The organism is Streptococcus lutetiensis (assembly GCF_900475675.1).
GTDB classification, from domain to species: Bacteria; Bacillota; Bacilli; order Lactobacillales; family Streptococcaceae; genus Streptococcus; species Streptococcus lutetiensis.
Map to the genome: position 1 here is coordinate 1,506,866 of NZ_LS483403.1, position 20,685 is coordinate 1,527,550.

23 protein-coding genes and 2 pseudogenes are annotated in these 20,685 nt (G+C 37.9%); 10 read left to right on the top strand and 15 right to left on the bottom strand.

Going from position 1 to position 20,685, the window contains the following annotated elements:
- Positions 1-3: 3 nt before the first annotated feature.
- Positions 4-294 (bottom strand): 30S ribosomal protein S6, encoded by a 291-nt coding sequence (gene rpsF / locus DQN23_RS07585; protein WP_006531977.1) that lies wholly within the window; start codon positions 292-294, stop codon positions 4-6.
- 244 nt (positions 295-538) lie between these two features.
- On the opposite strand from rpsF, the gene DQN23_RS07590 reads away from it, so the two are divergent.
- Positions 539-1,492, top strand: a complete 954-nt coding sequence (locus DQN23_RS07590; protein ID WP_111712989.1) for an IS30 family transposase — start codon at positions 539-541, stop codon at positions 1,490-1,492.
- 83 nt (positions 1,493-1,575) lie between these two features.
- Here DQN23_RS07590 and DQN23_RS07595 read toward each other — a convergent pair whose 3' ends face one another.
- The 5 genes and pseudogenes from DQN23_RS07595 to DQN23_RS09100 all read right to left on the bottom strand — a co-directional run bounded on the left by DQN23_RS07595 (position 1,576) and on the right by DQN23_RS09100 (position 4,019).
- Positions 1,576-1,722: an ATP-dependent protease gene (locus DQN23_RS07595; RefSeq protein WP_228380491.1), complete on the bottom strand. Its 147-nt coding sequence runs from the start codon at positions 1,720-1,722 to the stop codon at positions 1,576-1,578.
- Positions 1,723-1,912: 190 nt separating this feature from the next.
- Positions 1,913-2,233: a sortase A gene (locus tag DQN23_RS07600; RefSeq protein WP_020917426.1), complete on the bottom strand. Its 321-nt coding sequence runs from the start codon at positions 2,231-2,233 to the stop codon at positions 1,913-1,915.
- 5 nt (positions 2,234-2,238) lie between these two features.
- A complete protein-coding gene (locus DQN23_RS07605) occupies positions 2,239-3,126 on the bottom strand; it encodes a hypothetical protein (RefSeq protein ID WP_058814222.1) in 888 nt (295 codons plus the stop codon).
- Positions 3,127-3,181: 55 nt separating this feature from the next.
- Positions 3,182-3,763 (bottom strand): annotated as a pseudogene (gene lepB / locus DQN23_RS07610) (signal peptidase I).
- The gene (locus tag DQN23_RS09100) at positions 3,750-4,019 is read right to left on the bottom strand and encodes a DNA repair protein (RefSeq protein WP_162261965.1); all 270 of its coding nucleotides are present in this window, start codon (positions 4,017-4,019) and stop codon (positions 3,750-3,752) included. The pseudogene lepB (DQN23_RS07610) and the gene DQN23_RS09100 overlap by 14 nt, the downstream one beginning before the upstream one ends.
- Positions 4,020-5,210: 1,191 nt before the next feature.
- Here DQN23_RS09100 and mutY point away from each other — a divergent pair.
- The 5 genes and pseudogenes from mutY (at position 5,211) to DQN23_RS09420 (ending at position 9,015) form a co-directional block, all read left to right on the top strand.
- Complete coding sequence (mutY, locus tag DQN23_RS07620) at positions 5,211-6,359, top strand: A/G-specific adenine glycosylase (RefSeq protein WP_058814223.1); 1,149 nt, start codon at positions 5,211-5,213, stop codon at positions 6,357-6,359.
- A 257-nt stretch (positions 6,360-6,616) separates the two neighbouring features.
- Positions 6,617-7,169 (top strand): annotated as a pseudogene (locus DQN23_RS09405) (NADPH-dependent FMN reductase); the annotation flags it as partial.
- A 54-nt stretch (positions 7,170-7,223) separates the two neighbouring features.
- A complete protein-coding gene (locus tag DQN23_RS09410; RefSeq protein WP_233422909.1) occupies positions 7,224-7,640 on the top strand; it encodes an FMN-binding protein in 417 nt (138 codons plus the stop codon).
- The gene (locus tag DQN23_RS09415; protein WP_233422874.1) at positions 7,637-8,098 is read left to right on the top strand and encodes a hypothetical protein; all 462 of its coding nucleotides are present in this window, start codon (positions 7,637-7,639) and stop codon (positions 8,096-8,098) included. Before DQN23_RS09410 ends, DQN23_RS09415 begins: the two co-directional genes overlap by 4 nt.
- Before the next feature lie 26 nt (positions 8,099-8,124).
- Positions 8,125-9,015: an FAD-dependent oxidoreductase gene (locus DQN23_RS09420; protein WP_233422875.1), complete on the top strand. Its 891-nt coding sequence runs from the start codon at positions 8,125-8,127 to the stop codon at positions 9,013-9,015.
- 385 nt (positions 9,016-9,400) lie between these two features.
- On the opposite strand, the gene DQN23_RS07630 is transcribed toward DQN23_RS09420, so the two are convergent.
- The 4 genes from DQN23_RS07630 to trxA form a co-directional block, all read right to left on the bottom strand.
- The gene (locus DQN23_RS07630; RefSeq protein ID WP_020917432.1) at positions 9,401-9,781 is read right to left on the bottom strand and encodes a hypothetical protein; all 381 of its coding nucleotides are present in this window, start codon (positions 9,779-9,781) and stop codon (positions 9,401-9,403) included.
- A 72-nt stretch (positions 9,782-9,853) separates the two neighbouring features.
- A complete protein-coding gene (locus DQN23_RS07635) occupies positions 9,854-10,489 on the bottom strand; it encodes a DUF421 domain-containing protein (RefSeq protein ID WP_020917433.1) in 636 nt (211 codons plus the stop codon).
- 3 nt (positions 10,490-10,492) lie between these two features.
- A complete protein-coding gene (locus tag DQN23_RS07640) occupies positions 10,493-10,942 on the bottom strand; it encodes a DUF3290 domain-containing protein (RefSeq protein ID WP_043895117.1) in 450 nt (149 codons plus the stop codon).
- 108 nt (positions 10,943-11,050) lie between these two features.
- Positions 11,051-11,365 carry a thioredoxin gene (gene trxA, locus DQN23_RS07645; protein ID WP_020917435.1) on the bottom strand — a complete coding sequence of 105 codons (315 nt, stop codon included), beginning with the start codon at positions 11,363-11,365 and terminating at the stop codon, positions 11,051-11,053.
- A 242-nt stretch (positions 11,366-11,607) separates the two neighbouring features.
- Here trxA and DQN23_RS07650 point away from each other — a divergent pair, with 242 nt between their 5' ends.
- Complete coding sequence (locus DQN23_RS07650) at positions 11,608-12,105, top strand: phosphatase PAP2 family protein (RefSeq protein ID WP_043895118.1); 498 nt, start codon at positions 11,608-11,610, stop codon at positions 12,103-12,105.
- A gap of 70 nt (positions 12,106-12,175) precedes the next feature.
- Here DQN23_RS07650 and nadC read toward each other — a convergent pair whose 3' ends face one another.
- Entirely contained in the window at positions 12,176-13,036 is an 861-nt protein-coding gene (gene nadC, locus DQN23_RS07655; protein ID WP_061408586.1) for a carboxylating nicotinate-nucleotide diphosphorylase, read from the bottom strand.
- A 28-nt stretch (positions 13,037-13,064) separates the two neighbouring features.
- Positions 13,065-14,369 (bottom strand): L-aspartate oxidase, encoded by a 1,305-nt coding sequence (locus DQN23_RS07660; protein WP_111712990.1) that lies wholly within the window; start codon positions 14,367-14,369, stop codon positions 13,065-13,067.
- Between the two features lie 334 nt (positions 14,370-14,703).
- Between DQN23_RS07660 and nadA the strand changes: the two genes are divergently transcribed.
- Complete coding sequence (gene nadA, locus DQN23_RS07665; RefSeq protein WP_020917439.1) at positions 14,704-15,624, top strand: quinolinate synthase NadA; 921 nt, start codon at positions 14,704-14,706, stop codon at positions 15,622-15,624.
- An 89-nt stretch (positions 15,625-15,713) separates the two neighbouring features.
- On the opposite strand, the gene DQN23_RS07670 is transcribed toward nadA, so the two are convergent.
- From DQN23_RS07670 to zapA, 3 genes are all read right to left on the bottom strand, one after another.
- Positions 15,714-18,050 carry an endonuclease MutS2 gene (locus tag DQN23_RS07670; RefSeq protein WP_020917440.1) on the bottom strand — a complete coding sequence of 779 codons (2,337 nt, stop codon included), beginning with the start codon at positions 18,048-18,050 and terminating at the stop codon, positions 15,714-15,716.
- Between the two features lie 108 nt (positions 18,051-18,158).
- Positions 18,159-18,707 carry a CvpA family protein gene (locus tag DQN23_RS07675; RefSeq protein ID WP_058814226.1) on the bottom strand — a complete coding sequence of 183 codons (549 nt, stop codon included), beginning with the start codon at positions 18,705-18,707 and terminating at the stop codon, positions 18,159-18,161.
- 3 nt (positions 18,708-18,710) lie between these two features.
- The gene (gene zapA / locus DQN23_RS07680) at positions 18,711-19,019 is read right to left on the bottom strand and encodes a cell division protein ZapA (protein WP_020917442.1); all 309 of its coding nucleotides are present in this window, start codon (positions 19,017-19,019) and stop codon (positions 18,711-18,713) included.
- 119 nt (positions 19,020-19,138) lie between these two features.
- On the opposite strand from zapA, the gene rnhC reads away from it, so the two are divergent.
- Positions 19,139-20,038, top strand: a complete 900-nt coding sequence (rnhC, locus tag DQN23_RS07685) for a ribonuclease HIII (protein ID WP_111712991.1) — start codon at positions 19,139-19,141, stop codon at positions 20,036-20,038.
- 16 nt (positions 20,039-20,054) lie between these two features.
- Complete coding sequence (lepB, locus tag DQN23_RS07690; protein ID WP_111712992.1) at positions 20,055-20,648, top strand: signal peptidase I; 594 nt, start codon at positions 20,055-20,057, stop codon at positions 20,646-20,648.
- Positions 20,649-20,685 lie beyond the last annotated feature (37 nt).

A 20,685-nucleotide genomic window follows, 5' to 3' on the forward strand; every position in this document is an offset into this window, starting at 1 on the left:
TTCTTACGCGTCAAGTTTAACGATCATGTGACGAAGAATGTCACCGTTGATTTTTGAAAGACGGTCGAACTCGTTAAGAGCTACAGCATCTTCTGCTTCAACGTTAACAACGTGGTAAAGTCCTTCACGGAAATCTTTGATTTCATATGCAAGACGACGTTTTTCCCAGTCTTTTGATTCAACAACAGTTGCACCATTGTCAGTCAAGATAGAGTCAAAGCGTGCTACCAAAGCGTTTTTAGCTTCTTCTTCAATGTTTGGACGAATAATGTAAAGAATTTCGTATTTAGCCATTGATATTTTTCCTCCTTTTGGTCTAATGACCCGTGACCGAAATCACGAGTAAGTGAGGTATACTCACAATAAACTATTATACTATAGCTTCAGAAATTGCGCAAGATATATACGGAAAAGAAAGTGTTTTTATCCTAAATTTTTTGGAAAGTTCTAAAATGAAGTTAGCCACCTAAGGGTATCAAAAAACATCTCAGAGAGATATAATTGTAATCACCACAACAACAATTAGAAAGACTCTGAGATGCAAAACTATTATACACCAAAAAGTAAACATTTAACACTAACTGAACGTAGAATGATTGAACGTTGGCTTCAAGAAGGGCTCTCAAATCGTGAAATCGCTAGGAGATTAGCTAAAGCTCCTCAAACCATTAACAACGAGGTCAAACGTGGTCAGGTTAGACAACAAGTGCGTAAAGGAAAATTTGAAGTGATCTACTCAGCTGATTTTGCTCAAAAAGCCTATCAAAACAATCGCAAACGTTCTGTTAAACAAGCCTCCCTAACCAAGGGACTCAAAGAAAAGATAACTCACTACATCGAACAGAAATACTCTCCCGAGATGATGGTAAAGTCAAAAGGGATACCTGTTCCCATCTCCACCATTTACTACTGGATTTATCATGGACACTTAGGATTGACCAAGGCTGATATGCTTTATCCTCGACAAGAGAAAGCTAAGAAAAAGCATGCTAGTCCCCATTTTAAGCCAGCTGGAAAGTCTATTGAGGAACGACCAGAAAGCATTAATAAGCGTGAGAATATCGGTGATTTTGAAATTGATACGGTTATTCAAACACGGGCAAAAAACGAGTGTCTGTTGACTCTAACCGATAGAAAGAGTCGTTATCAAATCATTCGAGTCATTCCCGATAAGTCCGCGGTTTCAGTCAATCAAGCTCTGAAAGCAATCCTCAAGGATTATCAAATGAATTCTATCACAGCTGATAACGGGGCTGAGTTCAGTCGTTTAGCGGAAGTTTTTGACCCTACTCATATCTATTATGCTCACCCGTATTCTTCTTGGGAGCGTGGTACTAATGAGAATCATAATAGACTCATCCGGCGTTGGTTGCCTAAGGGAAGCAAAAATGCGACTCAACAACAAGTCGCATTTATTGAAAACTGGATTAACAACTATCCAAAGAAACTATTCAATTATAAATCTCCTAAAAAGTTTTTACAGACTGGCTAATTTGAACTTGAAATTTGGCTCCTAAATTTTTTACCATTTTATTTTCCCCAAAACAAAAAAGCAGGTGTGCTCTGCTTCTTTGCTTAAAAATCGCCTTTATTAGAAACGGCTAAGTTTGTCTCATAAATCTCCGTTGCAAAATCTAATTCTTTTCTAAAAGCATTTGCTTCTTCGCGACTTTCAAAAATCTTTTGTGCTTGAACATACTGTTGACCACTGCGCCAGTACATCTTCCTAACAACCCACATATCCTTACCTCGCTTTTCGCTACTATAACTCCAATTATAGCATAAATTTTATGAATTGTTGCAAAATTAAGTCTTGTATTTAACTTTTAATATAAACTTCAAATTGACTTAACAAAAAATTTGTGAAAGCGTAACAAAAAAAGATGAGCTTATCGATCATCTTCAATCTTTTTTAATTATCCTTAAAAATTATTTTTAATTGATTAATCGTTTCTTGGTAGTTTTTAGAGTTCATTTGCGGTCGTTTAAGTCCCTTTTGACTGAGGTATTTACCAACTAGGTCACCATGACGTTTGAGGTACCTGCTACTTGTTATAACAAAGATATAGATAACAATAGCAAGGCAGATTGGAATACCGATAAACGGTGCAATATATAACGCATTGAGCTGCATGGCATCGGAAGTGGTCTTATCTTCACCATCAGCATTTGGAATGCGATGCCCGCGTACCAGTAGACGTTGGGTATTTATCCCATAAGGTGTACATGTCACTAAAGTCAGATAATCTTGATTGGGAAGACTGAAATTGTTCCTCCATCGACAATTTGTGCGGTTACCATTTCATGTTCAACACCTGCATTATCAGTGTACTTGAAGGTTATATTATGAGTAGTTGTTGATCTCGGACCACCAACTTTATTAAGATTTGCTTTTGACTCAGAAAGATTGCTTGATGTTACCAAGGCATAAGCTGAAAATTGACTATTATCAAAAGAAACTGATGTAATCTTATGATCGATTTCTTTAACATCTTTTTGCGAAATATTTTCTTGTGAACCATCATCAGGAAAATGTAAAACATCAAAGTTATCTTTGGCATCCATAGCTTCTTTCGGTATGATTGTCACCTTAACGTCAGCTTTTGGTTCAACTTTTTCACCTTTTGATTCAAAAGTAATGTCATAGAAAAGGACACTATCAATCGTCTTTTCTGTTAAAGAGTTTTTGACTTTTTCATAATTTGATTGATAAGCTTCATCATCAGTTTTGATTTCTTTAACAGTCAAGCTTGTATCTTTAGGCAATTGCGCATCCGCATTAACATCAGCTGTAATCATATAATCTTGATTAGTTGCTGTTAATGTTGTTGCCAGTGTAATTAAGTCATTCTCAGTTGATTCTGTCTGAGAAGTATCTGCTTCTTGTGAACTTTCAGTTGCAGAGCCTAGATTGCTATCAGAATCTCCCAGAGCTGGAAGGCTTGGTGGCAATTGACTACTTTGTTCTACTTCAACACCAGGTTCTTCTCTAGCTCTTTCCATATCTAATGTGATAGCAGGCAAGATTAGAAGGTATGTCGTTACCAGAGCTACCATTACTGCAAGGAAAGTCGCAAGTTTTTTATGCTTTTTAATTAAATTACTTTTTCTAAAAAAATTTCCCATCGGCTCTCACTTTCCTCCCATCCTAAAACACAGTGAATAAGCTTCGATAATACTTTTAATTTAGAGTTCCAATATCTGATAAAGACCAGATTCTAACAATTAGTTTACCAACTAATTGTTCATCCGAAACCGCACCGACAGAAGCATTTCGCGAGTCAATAGAAACTTTACGGTTATCTCCTAAAACAAAGATACGATCTTCTGGAACTTAGTAAGGGAACTTGATGGTTATCTCACCATAAGCCTTGTTCTCGATGTAGGGTTCATTTATTTTCTTGTCATTGACGTAAACCGTACCATCTTTTGTGATGTTGACCCAGTCGCCAGATTCAGCAATGACACGTTTAACTAAGATATTATTATTATAAAACGCGACGATGTCTCCTATCTTAAAGTGATTACTCTTAACAGCTAATACGATATCCCCGCTTTCTAGCATCCCCTTCATGGATTTCCCATAGATCCTGAGGGTTGGAAGGTAAAGCATAGCTACCAAAATCGCAAAGGCGACTACTACAATTAACATAAAAACCGTGCTTCTTATCTTCTCGGTAAAAAGTTTACGGTATTTCGCTTTTTTATATAACTCTTCAATCTCACTGGTTGTGGGAAGAGTAATTTCGTTATCCTTTTTCATACTCCGCTTCTCCATTCATTTGTTTGACATTCTTAAAGTACAAGTCTGCTGCTCTTTGGCTTTCTTCAAAAGCCTTTGTCAAACTAAGGGAAGCTTCTGCGATAGAACCAGCGTTGGCTAGTTTTATCTCTTGATTTTCTAATTTTTCATTGGCTTTTGCCAATTCATCTCTTAATCGGTCGATTTCTTTACTCTGCGCTAGCATGATTTCATATAGTTCGATACGTTTTAATCTTCGAAAATTACTTCTACTCACATAAATCGCCTCGATTCTTCTTATTATTAAGCGTTCTTCTTTAATCTCATTTTAGTACTTTTGACCTTTATTTTTTAATTATTTTCTGTAGATTTTATTAAAAAATTTCGGCATTTTTGGTTTTATGAAAAAATTTCTTATGAATACAAAAAAGAAGCTGAGAATTTTTATCTCAGCTTCAAAAAATTTTTTCATATGTTATCTAACATACCATTCTCATAAGGAGTTAGGCTGTTAGATTATTATCTCCGTTTTTATAGCGATTTAAATTCATTTTCAGCATTGTACATATACCTCCACGAGTTTTTTTACCTCCATGAGTTTTTTAGTCACTACTTTTTTACATTGGTATCACTCCTTTAGCTATTTTATGCAACTAGCTAAAGTATCACCATTTTTATATCTTGCTACGTTCATAAGATACCTCCATTAATTGAAAATACTCACATAACAACGATAATAATCAAATTTTTTCTGTTTTTTTGATAGGGCGATTGACTCGTCGCCATATCTTTTTTGAGTCTCCATTTTTGTAACGGCCTACATTGATTGCTTTCACATCTATTACAACTTTCATTAAAAAATTAAAAGCTTTTTTTCAAACATGGAAGCAATATGATTAGAAGCCCTTTCGATTACTACTGTTACTAGCAACAAAATCAACCGGTATTATTTCTTGCGCTAGCTATTTCTAATCGTTCACTTCCAATTAATATCTTCATCTAAAATGTGACATCACTCCTTCATTGACCTAAATTCAACTAGTTGTTAGTCTCCATTTTTGTAACGACCTACATTCATCATCAACATAAGACGTTCCTCCGATGTTTCTTTTGTTACAATTTTTTTGAGATTTGAGGTATAAATCTTTATGGCTAATCAAAGTGACTAATCACCATTTTTATAGTGTCCTAAGTTTAATTTCAACATAAGCGCCACCTCCATAACGTAAAGTTAACTGTGCCTACTTAACTCCGACTAGAGACTTTATCACCATTTTTATACCGGGCAACATGTGGCTTCATCATAAGAATTGTTACCTCCTTATTCCGTTTCTTCTGTCATCCTTCTTTACACTTTTATTATAATGTATCCGCTTACCTTTTGCCAAGAGATATGTGCTTTTTATTAAAAATTTTTTTCCAAGAACTTTTATTACCCTTAAGATATGAACTTTGCTAAAATGGAAACATGATTAATTTAACTGATTATGGGATTAAGATGTGGGACGATGAAAAAATCGCTTCTTTTCGCCGTACCCTGCTCAATTGGTATGATAATGAAAAACGCGACCTGCCTTGGCGCAGAACTAAGAATCCTTACTTTATATGGATTTCTGAAATTATGCTGCAACAGACACAAGTGGTTACGGTAATCCCCTATTATGAACGCTTCTTAGAATGGTTCCCAACGATTGAAGATTTAGCCAATGCTCCTGAAGAGAAATTGCTAAAAGCTTGGGAAGGACTAGGTTACTACTCTCGCGTACGCAATATGCAAAAAGCTGCTCAGGAAATCATGGAAAAATTTGATGGTGTCTTTCCTGATAATCACAAGGATATTCTTTCTTTAAAAGGAATTGGCCCTTATACGGCTGGTGCTATCGCAAGTATTGCCTTCGGTTTGCCTGAACCTGCTGTTGATGGGAATGTCATGCGCGTGATGGCGCGCCTTTTTGAAGTCAATTATGATATTGGTGACCCCAAAAACCGCAAAATTTTTCAAGCGATTATGGAAATTTTGATTGACCCAGAGCGCCCTGGAGACTTCAACCAAGCACTGATGGATCTGGGGACTGATATCGAATCAGCCAAGAATCCTCGTCCAGATGAGTCTCCGATTCGCTTTTTCAGTGCAGCTTATTTACACGGGACTTACGATAAATATCCGATTAAACTTCCTAAGAAAAAGCCCAAGCCGCTACAACTTCAAGCTTTTGTCATTCGAAATAGCAAAGGTGATTTCTTATTAGAAAAAAATCTTGATGGGCGCTTGCTTGGCGGCTTCTGGTCATTTCCAATCGTGGAAATAGACTTTATCGGACAGCAGCTAGATTTGTTTGAAAAATATACCACTTCCCTTCAAACCGTCTCACAAAAAGCACTTTTCGAAAGAAATTATCAAGTCGCTCCTGACTGGACTAAGCGAGAATTTAACCTAGTCAAGCACACCTTTAGCCACCAAAAATGGACTATTGAACTTCTTGAAGGATTAGTGAATTCAAACAAAGTAACTACAAGTAAAGAACTCCGCTGGGTCTCACAAGACCAACTTCAAGATTATCCCATGGCTACACCACAGAAGAAGATGCTAGCAGAATATCTTAAGAAAATTGATTAAGACCAATTTAAGCAAAGCTTTCTATAATATAGCCATTCCTAATGATAATATCTCAAGATGAATCGTTTACGGATATTAAAAACGTATCCTCAAGTAAGAGCCCTGATGTTTCAGGGCTTTTTTTCTTGTCATACTATATTCTTAAAAAATGATACTTTCCTCTCTTATAACAAAAACGTTTTCAATTATTTTGAAAAAGGAGTATGATAAAGGTAATTATTTGTGTAAAAAGAGTTGACTATATGTAATTAGTTGCTATTGTTGGGACAAATTCAACTCGTTCAACAAACCGTAAGTTGTTGAAATTTATGGCTAAGCATTTTGCTGATGTGGCCGACATTGAGCTGCTTGAAATCAAGGATTTGCCTGCCTTCAATGAACCTGAGGATAAGATTGCTCCTGCTGTTGTTGCTGTCTTTGCTCAAAAAATTGCTAGCGTAGACGGGGGTTATCATCGCTACACCTAAGTATGACCATACCATTCCAGCACCACTATCTTCTGCTCTTGAATGGATTGCCTGCACAAGTCGCGCGCTAATCAATAAACCAACCATGATCGTGGGAGCTTCTCTTGGAGCACTAGGAACATCACGCGCACAACTTCACCTGCATCAAATTTTGGACGCCTCAGGCGTTAATGCCGTTGTCATGCCTGGTAGTGAATTTTTACTTGGGCGTGTCCAACATGCCTTTGATGAAAATGGCGACCTCAAAGACCAAGGAACCATTGATTTCTTAGAATCTTGCTTCTTCCGCTTTATTCACTTTGCCAATATTGCTAATCAGCTCAACCAACCTGAAGACGTACGATTTGAACCCGGTACTTATCATGTCACTACTGTCGGTCACAATGGTGATTTACCGATGTCTGTGACTTTGTCAGAGGATCGCATTGAAGCTATAGATATTGATTCTTCTGGTGAAACTGGTGGTATTGCTGACGTGGTCTTCACTCGTATTCCAGATGAAATCATCGAAGGGCAAACTTTGAATGTCGATGCCATTTCTGGAGCTTCAGTCACTTCAAAAGGTGTTCTAAATGGAGTCGCGCGTGCGGTTCGTCAAGCTGGTGCTAATCCCGATGCTCTTCGTTCACGTCCAAAAGCACCATCAGCTCTAGACAAAGAAGATAAGACTTATGACACTGACCTTGTCATTGTCGGCGGTGGTGGTGCTGGACTTACTGCAGCTGCACGTGCCCTTCAAGCTGGAAAAAAGTCATTCTTGTTGAAAAATTCCCAGCTGTCGGCGGAAACACTGTTCGTGCTGGTGGGCCAATGAATGATCCTAACCCTGCTTGGCAATATACATTTCCTGCTAATCCTGGTGAAGCGTATAATTTACAAGAACTTCACGACATTGATGAATCAACTATCGATCCTGAATTCTTGTCTGATTTCCGTTCTCTTAAGACCGAAATTGAAGAATACCTCAAAGACCCAACTTACCTCTTTGACTCAAAACTTCTCTATCGTATCCAAACTTATCTTGGTGGTAAACGCAAAGACCTCAAAGGTCACGAAATTCACGGAAACTACGAACTCATTAGCGTCTTAACAGAACGTGCTCTTGAATCTGTTCGTTGGCTTGAAAATATCGGTGTTGAATTCTTACGCGATGAAGTAACTATGCCAGTTGGTGCTATTTGGCGTCGTGGTCATAAACCAAAAGTTTCGATGGGAGTTACTTATATCGCTGTCTTGAAAGATTTCGTTTTGAAAATGGCGGTATTATTCTAACAGATACCCAAGTTAAAGAACGCGTTGTGACCGATGGTATCATCACAGGTGTCAAAGGTAGCGGACGCAATGGACAAACTATTACCGTCAATGGTAAAGATGTGATTTTAACAACAGGTGGATTCGCAGCCAATACTAAAATGCTTCAAAAATACAACACTTACTGGTCAGAAATTGATGATAATATTGCCACTCCAAATACGCCTGCTGCAACTAGGGACGGTATTTTACTTGGTCAATCTGTCGGCGCCGACCTTGTCGGTATGGGCTTTAGCCAAATGATGGCAGTATCTGACCCAGTGACTGGTGCACTTTTCACCGGTCTTCAAGTGCCTCCAGCAAACTTTATCATGATCAACACCAAAGGTAAACGTTTTGTCGATGAATACGGTAGCTGTGACCAATTATCACAAGCGGCTATTGACAACGGAGGTCTCTTCTATCTTATCGCCGATGAAAATATCAAAGAAACAGCCTACAATACCAGTCAAGAAAAAATTGATGCTCAAGTTGAAGCAGGTACCCTCTTTAAGGCTGATACCTTGGAAGAATTGGCTGAGCAAATCAACATTGACCCAGCTACTTTGGTAGAAACAATCACCAATTACAATTCTTACGTTAACACTGGGCATGACCCTGAATTTGATAAAGGTGCCTTTGACCTTAAAGTCGAAAAAGCACCATTTTACGCGACACCACGTAAACCAGCCACACACCACACCATGGGTGGTTGGAAAATCGATACACATGATCATATTATTAACGAAGATGGCAAAGTTATTAAAGAACTCTTTGCCGCTAGTGAAGTCGCAGGTGGTCTTCACGCAGGTAAACATCTCGGTGGTAACTCATTAACAAACATCTTCACATTTGGACGTATCGCAACTGATACAGCTATCAATGAATATCTTGATTAAATTGAAAAAATAAATACCACCAAAACATGTTTCTTTGACAATAAAAGTTAGTTCATGCTATAATGCAGTCAACAATAAGGAGAATGTTTAGAATTAATCTTCTAGGCATAAGAAAAGCACCCTATCCGCCAAGACTAAGGGTGCTTTTTTCGTTATTCACAATCTTTTAACAGCTTAGAAAAAAACATCAAATCCTTTTACATACAAAAAATTCCAGATTTAAAATCTGGAATTTCTAGGAGATTCGCAACAGCTACTTTATGTCAACAGCTGCTACAACTATGAAAAAGAAAGTTTATTTAGGATTGACTATAGTATAGCCAGACTAGCTTAAGTAAAGCTGAATTTTTTCTTATAGAAAACTTAACTCAGAAAAACTTTAACCTCAAACTGCGAAAAATCCTGCTAGGTCAGCTGTTAGGACATTAGCTACTGCAAACTGATACTTTCCACGAAAATGCGCTAAGTGTGTCATGGTTCTGATATTGTATTTCTTGGCAAATTTTTTGTAAGCAACATAATCAATATCTTTGGTATCAAGGCAATAAATCACTTGATCAATTTGACTGAGTCTGTCTAAAGCATTTTGAGTATCAACATTATCAAGTCGACCAATCAACAAATAAAAATCCTCTTTAGCTACCATTTTCCCCTTGACCTCATCAAGACTTACAAATTGAATATTATCTGCCGTTTCAGCTTTAGCATCCCCACAATGAAATAAAAAGGCTAGCAATAACAAGCCAAAAATCGTTACAAGTCGCATCTCTTTTCCTCCTACTTATTTATTCGAAAAAGAAAAGAAAAAACACTAGAAAATCTGGTGATTTTATCAATTTTATTTTTCTGAATAGGGAACCAGGTACAATTTTCTATTTAAGTATTCAGCTAAAAAGATTTCTCTAGGGTTATCAATATTTTGTTCCTTAAGTTTTTCTAGCAGCCACTCTTCATCCTGATTGATTAATTCTAAGACATCATAATTAATGCGACCATTACTAATCAGTAGGAATCTCGGATTTTCCGAATTTTTATCTAGAATCGTTAGCTTGCCATTTGGCTCCATAATGGCACTCTTGACATCTTGGGTCGAATTCAAACCTTCCATTCTCAAATGGAGCATCAGCTGGTCTGCTGTAACACCTAGTTGTGCACAATTTTCCACATTCACTTTGCCGTCTTTGATCAAAATCACTGGATTTCCCACAACAAGGGATTTAATGTATTTATTGTTAATCAAAAGTTTTACGATAATAACCACCAAAGACCAAATCAACAAAATAATCAAAAAGGTCGAAATGGAAATCGAACTGTTGTAAATCACACCACCGATAATGCCACCAAGGACAAAGTTTTGAATCTGATTTAACGGTGTGTTTGCTGAAAATTCATATTTTCCGAGAACGTTAATCTGTAAAATCGTCGCTAAAATTCCTAGAAAAAATTTAATACTTATCAACACGTACATATTCATCGGCTACTTTCCTCCATTAACGTAAACACGGTGGTCAATCACGTGTGTGCGCTCAAGTGTATAAGAATTATTATCATCATTCAGATGAACAGTGTAGTCTTCCTTATTATAACGAACGATGATACCATCTTTTAAAGTTGTTGAATTGACTAAGACATCCTCAGGTTTTAAATCCTTATCCGTAGCCACACTTTTGATGAATTTGACAAGAACTTGTGACTGCGAAAAATCATGGTTATTTTGCATGTAATCTTCAACTTGAATCCCCAGAAGAATGAACATCAACACCACGATACCAATACTAATATCCCGAAGACGCGTCTTCAGCCTATTTCGCATGTAGTGCAGACTTGTCAGCATCACAATAGCAAGCAAGACAATCAAAATCACAGATCTCAAAACCAGATTAAAAGACTGATGCTGCGTAATGTAATCTAAATTATAGAAATTCATCTCACGTCCTCCTAAAATCCTTTTCTTTAGCTTTTTTACCATTATACTATTTCTAACACCAAAAAACTCCCGAAAAATTTCAGGAGTTTATCATCTATAAATGCTTGATTAGCTCAATTCAGCAACGATTGCTTTGATTTGGTCTTTAGTGTGAACACCAGCAACTTGTTTCACAACTTCACCATCTTTTTTGAAAAGTAATGTTGGAATTGACATGATACCAAATTTTTGAGCTGTTTCTGGATTTTCGTCAACATCGATTTTAACGATTTTAAGTTCGTCTTCGTCCATTTCTTCTGATAATTGTTCCAAGATTGGAGCTTGCATCATACATGGACCACACCATGTTGCCCAAAAGTCAACAAGGACAAGACCTTCATTAGTTTCTGCTTCAAATGTAGCATCAGTAATATTGTGTGCCATAATATAATTACCTTGAACTCCCAGATGGGCTGACTTGTTTTTTCAATAAAAAACGGATACGAATCAACCAAGCATCTCAAAGTTCTTTTTCCTTTTCTATTAGCTTATGAGCCTATTTTACGGGAAATTTACCATTTTGACAACTAATTGCTACGGAATTTTCTTTTTTTGGAAAAATTATCATTTTCCCCCTATTCTAGCTCATGTGCTATAATAAAATTATCATTACTCAGAGGAATCCTATGAAAAATTACGCTGATTTTTATGCCAAAATAACTGACCCAATCCGAAAAAATCCACGCGCTGTTCACAGTTTGAGACTTATCAACAGACTATTAACAGCGGTCATGTATCTGGTCTATCCGCTACTGCTTATTTACCTTTTTCTCAAACAGCAAAGCCAACTTATCCCAGCTATCTTTATCCCCGGAGTGTCGTTTATCCTTGTATCCTTGATGCGAAAGATGATTAACGTACCACGTCCTTACGAGGCTTGGCAGATTAATCCCCTCATCCAAAAAGATACCCAAGGGCAATCCATGCCAAGTCGCCACGTCTTTTCAGCAACGATTATCAGCATGGCTGTTTTGCGACTAAATCCGATTTTAGGAATTCTTTTCCTTGTTTTATCGCTAGTCATCGCTATTTGCCGTGTCATTGGTGGAGTTCACTACCCGCATGATGTTGCAGCTGGTTATCTTATTGGCATCATCTGTGGATTATTACTTTTTCTTTTTTAGTTATCAACATCAAATCCCCAACTCAGTCGAGCTGGGGATTTTTTTATCATTTCTTCAAAAGATTTTCCACTTAGTTTTCAACAGGATGCAAATTTTTAAGCGATAAATCCAGAATCTTCGCTGAATGCGTAATCGCTCCGCTTGACACGTATTGAACTGCCAAATCTGCGTAAGAAGCAAGATTTTCTCGAGTGACATTTCCTGAAATTTCGATTTCAGCTCTGCCATCAATCAAAGCTATCGCTTCTTTCATAACATCGTGTTCCATATTATCAAGCATAATGATATCAGCTCCAGCTTCGACCGCCTCTTTAACCATACCAAGTGTTTCCACTTCGATTTCGATTTTACGGACAGAGGGAGCGTAAGCTTTAGCAGCAAGAACGGCTTCTTTAACACCACCAGCTGCACCGATGTGATTATCTTTCAAAAGAACACCGTCTGATAAGTTATAACGATGGTTTTTACCGCCACCGATTTTAACAGCGTATTTTTCAAAAACACGGTTATTAGGTGTGGTCTTACGTGAATCAAGAAGCGTGATCGGACTGTCTTTTAGAAGCTCAGCCATTTCACGGGTGTAAGTGGCAATCCCACTCATGCGTTGCAAATAATTCAGTGCTGTACGTTCTCCTGAAAGAAGCACGCGAATGTCACCATAGACTGTGCCAAGCTTTTGTCCTGCCTTAACAGCATCACCATCTTTCACCAAAACGTCAAATTGAGTACTTGGGTCAAGTAAATAAAAGACACGCTCGAAAACAGGTAAACCACAGATGATTCCGTCTTCTTTACAAATCAAGTCAACTTGTCCAGCCACATTTTCAGGCATCACACTGTTTGTTGACACATCTTCGTTATTGATGTCTTCAGAAAGAGCGTTCAAAATAAGTGGGTCGACATTTAATTTTAGGGTAATTGGATCTAACATCATTATCCTTTCTCATATCTTGCAACCATTAACCAATAACAGTTTCCAGTTGCTTTTCTTCTGTTAATTTTTCAACAACTAATTTTTTATAATCATCTGCCAAGATATCATTGTCTTGGCAATCCAGTAAATCAAGCTCAGCTAGAGTTGTTGGAAGTTCTACCACGCTCTCATACTTAGCAACCAAGTCCTTAGCTGCGCGTTTTGCAAAAACAAGACTTTCAAGAAGAGAATTACTTGCTAGACGGTTTTGACCGTGAACCCCATTACAAGCTGTTTCACCAACAGCATAAAGAAAGTCCATACTTGTCTTACTATGATAGTTAACCTTGATACCGCCCATGAAATAATGCTGTGCTGGCACAACTGGAATACATTCTGTAAATGGATCATAACCAGCCTCACGACAGTGTGCCAAGATATTTGGAAAATGTTCTTCCAATTCTTTTTTCGGAATGGTACGCAAATCTTCCCAGACGTGGTCTGTCCCATCTTTTTCCATTTGTTTTAAAATGGCTTGCGCTACCACATCACGCGGCTGCAATTCATCGACGAAACGATTCATATTTTTATCGTAAAGAAGAGCTCCTTCACCACGAACGGACTCAGAAATCAAGAATGAACGTTCTTTTGGATTTTCTTTGTAAAGGGTTGTTGGGTGAATTTGTACATAAGACATGTCCTTAAGCTCAATATTATGTTTTAGGGAAATAGCTAGCGCATCACCAGTCAAATGCTTAAAGTTGGTACTATTTTTGTACAAACCACCGACACCACCACTAGCAAGAACAGTCACATCAGCTGTGATTTTTTCTAAATCACCATTTTCAAGACGGGCCACACCACCATAACAACGGTTATCTTCTTCCATGATATCAAGAAGACAAGTGTGTTCCATCAAAGTAACGTTTGGCAATTTCTTAACAGCAGCTAAAAGTCGACTAGTAATTTCTTTACCTGTAGTATCTTGGTAAAAAAGAATACGTTTATCAGAGTGAGCACCTTCACGAGTGAAAGCAAGGTTACCATTTTCATCACGTTGAAAATCAACACCATAACCAATCAAATCTTTGATAACATCAGGTGATGACTTAATCATCAAATCAACAGAAATTTTGTTATTTTTGTAGTGACCAGCACGCAAAGTATCTTCAAAAAATGAATCATAATCCGATTCATCTTTTAGCATACAAATACCACCTTGGGCTAAGAATGAATCACTGTGTTCTAATGTATCTTTAGAGATAATAGTAATGTGAAGTTCTTGTGGCAAATTCAGGGCTGTATAAAGTCCTGAACAACCACTACCGACAATAAGTACATTTGTTTTCATACAAACCTTCTTTTTTAACGATTGTTAATTAAACAATCCATTTGGCGAGTCAGATAAAAAAAGAATTCCTAGAATACCATCATCAACTAACTTAAGCATAAGCTTCTCATTTTCTGTATGATATCAATGCGAGGCTTACTTAAATCAGTCTTTAGGAACTTTTTCAATCAACTCTTATCAATTAAAATCATACGACTTAGAACATATTTTACCACCAATCAAGACACCTGACAAGACACCTAACTAAAATTTATTTACAGGTGTCTTGACACCTTCTTGACTCGGTACTATAATATATAACTAAGACAATCTAGGAGGATCCCATAAACATATAATGAATACAAGAGAGATGCAAGACGAAATTTTACGTCTCAAAAAAGAAAAAGGGGTTTGTATTTTAGCACACGCCTACCAAAGTCACGACATTTGGGAAGTTGCCGATTTTGTAGGCGATTCTTTTGCTTTAAGTAAATATGCTGCCAAAGCACCACAAGATACCATCATGATGTGTGGGGTGCGCTTTATGGCAGAAACCGTTAAAGTTTTATCACCTGAAAAAACAGCTCTTCTAGCCAACCCAATGGCTGGTTGCCCAATGGCTGCGCAAATTGATAAAAAAATCGTTACATGGCTAAAAGATGCTCACCCAGACTACGCTACCGTTGCTTACATCAACACCACTTCAGAAGTGAAAACAATGGTCGATGTCTGCGTTACCTCTTCTTCAGCTGTCAAAATTATCAACAACATTGATAACGACAAGATTCTTTTTGTTCCAGACCGCAATCTTGGACAATGGGTCGCTAAGCAATGTCCTGATAAGCAATTTGAGTTTTTCAAAGGTGGCTGTCCAACGCATATGCGCATGCGTAAACGTGATGTCATTCGTGCGCGTAAAGAACATCCAAATGCTAAAGTACTGGTTCACCCAGAATGCCTAGCTGAAGTTACTGAGTTAGCTGATTTTGCTGGAAGCACAACAGAAATCATGGCTTACGCTAAAAATAGCAGTGATAAAGAATTTGTCATTGGTACTGAAAGCAGCATTGTTGAACACTTACAATTTGAATGCCCTGATAAACGCTTCTATCTTCTATCAACTGAATGTGTTTGTCACAACATGAAAATGACAACTCTAGCTGATATTTACAACTGTTTACTTGGACGAGCAGGTGAAGAGATTGAGCTTGACGAAGACACTATCAAAGGTGCTCGTCATGCGATTGACCAAATGATCCTGCTTGGACAAAAATAAATTTATTTGCATTTTCTACATTTAAAAAACCTGCAAAATTGCAGGTATTTGTCTATTCACAGAAAAAAACTGTCCAGTGGACAGTTTTTTTACCCTAGATTTGCAATAGTACAACCGCTACCACCTGCATTTTGTGGGGCGTAGCCGAATGATTTGACATGTTTGTTGCGGCTAAGGTATTTTGTGACCCCTTCACGGATAACACCTGTTCCGATACCGTGAATGATATCAACTTGAGCTATGTTATTGAGCAAGGCTTGATCGATAAATTCATCCAATTCTTGCATGGCTTCTTCGTAACGTTTACCACGAAGGTCAAGTCGGGCACGTGGTCCAGCAGATTTCTTGCTTTTCTTAACCACATGGACTTGTTTTTTCTTAGGTTTTTGCGCTTCTTCTTGAACTTTGACAAGGCTAAATTCGTCTTCTTTAAGCATCATCTTAATGAGACCAACTTGCACTTCCCATTTACCGTTTTTCGTTTGGTTAATCAAGGTTCCGCGTTGACCATAAGCTGTGACGATAATATCATCACCCACGCGCGGTGCACGCAATTTCTTGGCTTTCTTAAGAACTTTATTTTTCGATAAATCAACTTCAGGCGCTAATTTTTTCAACTGGCTTTTAGCTTCGATCACTTCGTGCGGTTTAAGGCCAGCTTTGTGATGAAGATTTTTGAGGATTTCTTCACTTTCAGCCATGGCTTTATCCACAATTTCTTGTGCCTTGTCAGAAGCTTTTTCAAGTTCTTTATCTTTGGCGTGTGAGAATTCGTTATAAAGTTTCTTGACTGCACGGTTGAATTTGAGGTTATCTTGTTCCACTTCTTTGATGTGGTCAAGACGTTTGCGGCTTTCGTGCGTTTGCTCTTCCAAACGTTCGATGATGCGGTTAACATCCGTATCAGAATCCATCAAACGCTCTGCTTCATTGACAATCACTTCTGCAAGACCTAATCGACGAGCGATTTCAAAAGCATTTGAGCGTCCTGGCACACCTTGCATGAAATGATAAGTCGGGCTCAAAGTCTCTGTGTCAAATTCCATGCTGGCATTTTCAACAAACTCTGTCTCGATACCGTAAGCTTTTAACTCAGGATAATGGGTTGTCGCCATGGTTTTGACTTGCATCAAACGCAAATGTTCCAAGATAGAAATGGCAAGACTTGCCCCTTCTTGTGGGTCAGTTCCTGCCCCCAATTCATCCACAAGGACCAAGCTATCTTTATCAGCAGCTGCCAAGATATCCACAATATTTGTCATATGGCTTGAGAATGTTGACAGGCTTTGCTCGATAGATTGTTCATCACCGATGTCAGCAAAAATCTCATTAAAAACAGCCACTTTACTACCTTTATCAGCAAGAATTGGTAGACCAGATTGCGCCATTAATTGTGCCAATCCCAAAGTTTTCAACATGACGGTTTTACCACCGGTATTTGGACCAGTGATAACGATAACTGTCAATTCATCTAAGAAATGCAAGTCATTTGCGACTGGATTTGTCAACAGCGGGTGACGAGCTTGCAAGAGTTGCACAGTCTTATCTGTGGATAACTGTGGGACAACTGCTTTGTTTTCTTGCATGAAGAGAAATTTTGCATGCACAAAATCCAAATGTCCCAAAACCCAAGCATTATTTCGAATAATATTAGTATGAGGGCGAAGCATATTTGACAATTCGCGTAAAATACGAGCCATTTCATGGCGTTCATCTGCGCGTAATTGTGTGATTTCTTCATTTAGTTGCACCACTGCACGTGGCTCAATATAAACGGTGCTTCCTGATGCTGAAATATCATGCACAACCCCTGAGATACGGTTGCGGTAGCTATTTTTCACAGGTAAAACTGCTCGACCATTACGACTAGCAATCAAAGTCTCTGTCAAATGGTCAGCTTGCTTTTTCAAGATATCCTGCAAGACTTGACGAACTCTGCTTTCATCATGATTGATTTGACGACGAATACGGTCTAATTCATGACTTGCAAAATTCTCAATAAATCCACCATCGTTAATGGCTTGTAAACTTCCTTGCAGACTTGGCAAAAGCTCAATTTTCTCAAAAAGAGTATTTAAAGCCGTCAAGTTAACATTTTCCAAATCGTTATAGAAATGCTTAACTTCTGCTGATACTTGCAAGATTTTTTTAATATCAATAATCTCTGAAACGTTAACATCAGCATCCAATTCTAAGCGACGCATACTTTCAGAAATATCACGCAAACTGCCAAGACCAAATCCGTGTTGCTCAATGAAAATCTGCTCCATATCAGACATTTCATCAAATGAACGTGAGATACGATCTGATTCAGTCATTGGAGAAAGTTGACGTAATTCCTCCTGCCCTTGCTCAGTTTGTAAATAGCCAGCAAAAAGTTGCTTGACCTTATCAAATTCTAACTGTTCTAAAATTCTGTTATTCATATCACTATTATACCAAAACTCATCTCATCAAGCGCCATTTGGCACTTGTGTTTTCCTTTAAATATAAACTGAATAAGTCTGAGATAAACTACCCCAGACTCTCTTACATTATCCTAAAATTGCTGTCACCCATAGTGACTTAATGATTCCCGCTAATGGCTGAAAATCATTAATAATTAGACGTGCTAACCAACTACTTGATAGCAAATTCTGCACCATTGACATAGGAACAGTTGCAAGTAATGTCAACAAGAGATTGCAAGATATCAGTGTTACTAAAATCGCCAAAACGCCACTGACACAATTAACCTTGACATTATCAAAATGATGAAGTGGCAATAAATGCACAACAATCCCCAGTAAACGAAAAAGCGCATAGACAACCACATAAATAGCTATGAAAGCCACCCCAGCATAATAAACTCTATCTAAATCAAAAATATTAACATCCGTGAAGAAATTCATGCTGGCACCTTGCCCTGCATTTGAATAAGGAATCCATAAAGTAATCTCTTCAGATAATGCTTGATAAAAGCGGCTAGCCACGACTAATGACACAATACTTGCTACAAAATAGTAAGCTTGTAAAATAATACCTCGTGAATAGCCAATGTAAAAATGCCAAGCTAAAATCAGCAAAATAAAAACTGATAACATATATTATTCCTCATCAGAATCAGATTTGCTGGCTTTCTCCTTGATATCGTCAATCGCCTCAGAGCGGAGAGCCGTCAATTCTTTTTCCATTTTTTCAACTTCAATCTCACGACTAAGCTGAGTTGAAAGCAAATTGAGAGCCATCAAAATAGCAATCGTTTCATTATCAGCTTGTGGTAATTTTTCTTTGATTGTATTATATTTTTCTTTGGCTACACGCTCAACTTCCTCCATGAAGAGGTTATCCTTATCTGTTGTCAATGTGAGCGACTTTTCTCCAAAGACGAATTTATAACGATTTTTGCTTTCCATATAGTCACCTCTTTGACATTATACCTTAAAATAAACATTTCGTAAAATGAAAGCGTGAAAATCCCAGTTTCAACAGGCTATTTTGCCACCTTGTCATCTTTTTATGTTACAATAAAATTATGAATACAATTGTTATGAAACTAGGGAAAATTGACTTGCAAAACCTCATTAAAACACTAGCTGGCAAACAAGTTACAAACAATAATCCCTACGTCACTTTTGCCGCAAAAGTAAATGGCGCCACAGTGCTTGTGTACACCTCTGATAAAGTCGTTTTTCAGGGAAATGCTGCACAAGAAATCGCAAGCCAATTTGGCTATCAAGCGTCAGAAGACACACAAGATACTAAGGCTGGTCAAGCCATGCCTTTAATCGGTTCAGATGAAGTCGGCAACGGTTCTTACTTTGGTGGCTTAGCGGTTGTTGCTAGTTTTGTAACTCCTGATGACCATGCACTTCTAAAGAAACTTGGTGTCGATGATTCTAAGAATTTAACAGACAGCAAAATTCGCCAAATCGCCCCAATCTTAGAAGAGAAAATCAAGCATAAGGCTCTGCTATTGTCCCCTCAAAAATACAACCAAGTCGTTGGAAAAGGCAAGACGCATAATGCAGTCTCTGTAAAAGTAGCACTTCACAATCAAGCTATTTATCTGCTACTGCAAGATGGTGTAAAACCTGAAAAAATCGTGATTGACGCTTTTACTAGCCGTCAAAATTACGAAAAATACCTCAAAAACGAGGTAAATCACTTTGACAATCCTTTAACCTTAGAAGAAAAGGCTGAAGGAAAATACTTAGCTGTCGCAGTTAGCTCCATTATCGCCCGTAACCTTTTCTTAGAAAATTTAGATAAACTAAGCCAAGAAGTACAGTACAAACTCCCAAGTGGTGCTGGTAACAAATCTGATAAAGTAGCTAGTCAAATCCTAGCAGCTTACGGCATGCCTGGCTTAGAACACACTGCAAAACTCCACTTTGCAAACACCCAAAAAGCACAAAATTTATTAAAAAAATAACATCGAGGAACCAATTATGAAACAATTCATCAAAGAATGGGGACCTTTTATCCTCTTTTTCATCGCCCTTGGTCTTGTTCGTCTTTTCCTTATCCAGCCTGTGAGTGTTGACGGTCACTCTATGGACCCTACACTAGCTGATGGTGAACGCCTAATCGTTCTAAGAACTGCCAAAATTGATCGCTTTGATATTGTTGTAGCGAAAGAAAAAGAAGGTAACAAAACTAAAGAAATCGTTAAACGTGTTATCGGACTCCCAGGTGATACCATTACCTATAAAGACGATGTTCTTTACGTCAACGGTAAAAAGACAGACGAACCTTACCTAGACAAGTACCAAAAAGCTTTCGAAGATGATGAGTTGCAAGACATTTACTCTTACAACACCTTATTCCAACAACTAGCTGAAAGCTCTGATGCCTTCACCACTGCTAAAGACGGCAGTACTGAGTTTACTGTCAAAGTTCCAAAAAATCAGTATTTCTTGCTTGGAGATGACCGCATCGTTTCAAAAGACAGCCGTGAAGTCGGTTCCTTCAAAAAATCAGCTATCGTTGGCGAAGTCAAATTCCGCTTCTGGCCACTCTCAAAAATTGGAGGCGTCAACTAAGTTCAATGAAGACTTAACTCATACGAGTTAGGTCTTT

Bases quoted from the DNA above. Each gene is read 5' to 3' on its own strand.
- rpsF (WP_006531977.1), bottom strand. From the start codon at position 294: ATGGCTAAATACGAAATTCTTTACATTATTCGTCCAAACATTGAAGAA.
- DQN23_RS07590 (WP_111712989.1), top strand. From the start codon at position 539: ATGCAAAACTATTATACACCAAAAAGTAAACATTTAACACTAACTGAA.
- DQN23_RS07595 (WP_228380491.1), bottom strand. From the start codon at position 1,722: ATGTACTGGCGCAGTGGTCAACAGTATGTTCAAGCACAAAAGATTTTT.
- DQN23_RS07605 (WP_058814222.1), bottom strand. From the start codon at position 3,126: ATGGGAAATTTTTTTAGAAAAAGTAATTTAATTAAAAAGCATAAAAAA.
- mutY (WP_058814223.1), top strand. From the start codon at position 5,211: ATGATTAATTTAACTGATTATGGGATTAAGATGTGGGACGATGAAAAA.
- DQN23_RS09410 (WP_233422909.1), top strand. From the start codon at position 7,224: ATGTCTGTGACTTTGTCAGAGGATCGCATTGAAGCTATAGATATTGAT.
- DQN23_RS09415 (WP_233422874.1), top strand. From the start codon at position 7,637: ATGAATGATCCTAACCCTGCTTGGCAATATACATTTCCTGCTAATCCT.
- DQN23_RS07630 (WP_020917432.1), bottom strand. From the start codon at position 9,781: ATGCGACTTGTAACGATTTTTGGCTTGTTATTGCTAGCCTTTTTATTT.
- DQN23_RS07635 (WP_020917433.1), bottom strand. From the start codon at position 10,489: ATGAATATGTACGTGTTGATAAGTATTAAATTTTTTCTAGGAATTTTA.
- DQN23_RS07640 (WP_043895117.1), bottom strand. From the start codon at position 10,942: ATGAATTTCTATAATTTAGATTACATTACGCAGCATCAGTCTTTTAAT.
- trxA (WP_020917435.1), bottom strand. From the start codon at position 11,365: ATGGCACACAATATTACTGATGCTACATTTGAAGCAGAAACTAATGAA.
- DQN23_RS07650 (WP_043895118.1), top strand. From the start codon at position 11,608: ATGAAAAATTACGCTGATTTTTATGCCAAAATAACTGACCCAATCCGA.
- nadC (WP_061408586.1), bottom strand. From the start codon at position 13,036: ATGTTAGATCCAATTACCCTAAAATTAAATGTCGACCCACTTATTTTG.
- DQN23_RS07660 (WP_111712990.1), bottom strand. From the start codon at position 14,369: ATGAAAACAAATGTACTTATTGTCGGTAGTGGTTGTTCAGGACTTTAT.
- nadA (WP_020917439.1), top strand. From the start codon at position 14,704: ATGAATACAAGAGAGATGCAAGACGAAATTTTACGTCTCAAAAAAGAA.
- DQN23_RS07670 (WP_020917440.1), bottom strand. From the start codon at position 18,050: ATGAATAACAGAATTTTAGAACAGTTAGAATTTGATAAGGTCAAGCAA.
- DQN23_RS07675 (WP_058814226.1), bottom strand. From the start codon at position 18,707: ATGTTATCAGTTTTTATTTTGCTGATTTTAGCTTGGCATTTTTACATT.
- zapA (WP_020917442.1), bottom strand. From the start codon at position 19,019: ATGGAAAGCAAAAATCGTTATAAATTCGTCTTTGGAGAAAAGTCGCTC.
- rnhC (WP_111712991.1), top strand. From the start codon at position 19,139: ATGAATACAATTGTTATGAAACTAGGGAAAATTGACTTGCAAAACCTC.
- lepB (WP_111712992.1), top strand. From the start codon at position 20,055: ATGAAACAATTCATCAAAGAATGGGGACCTTTTATCCTCTTTTTCATC.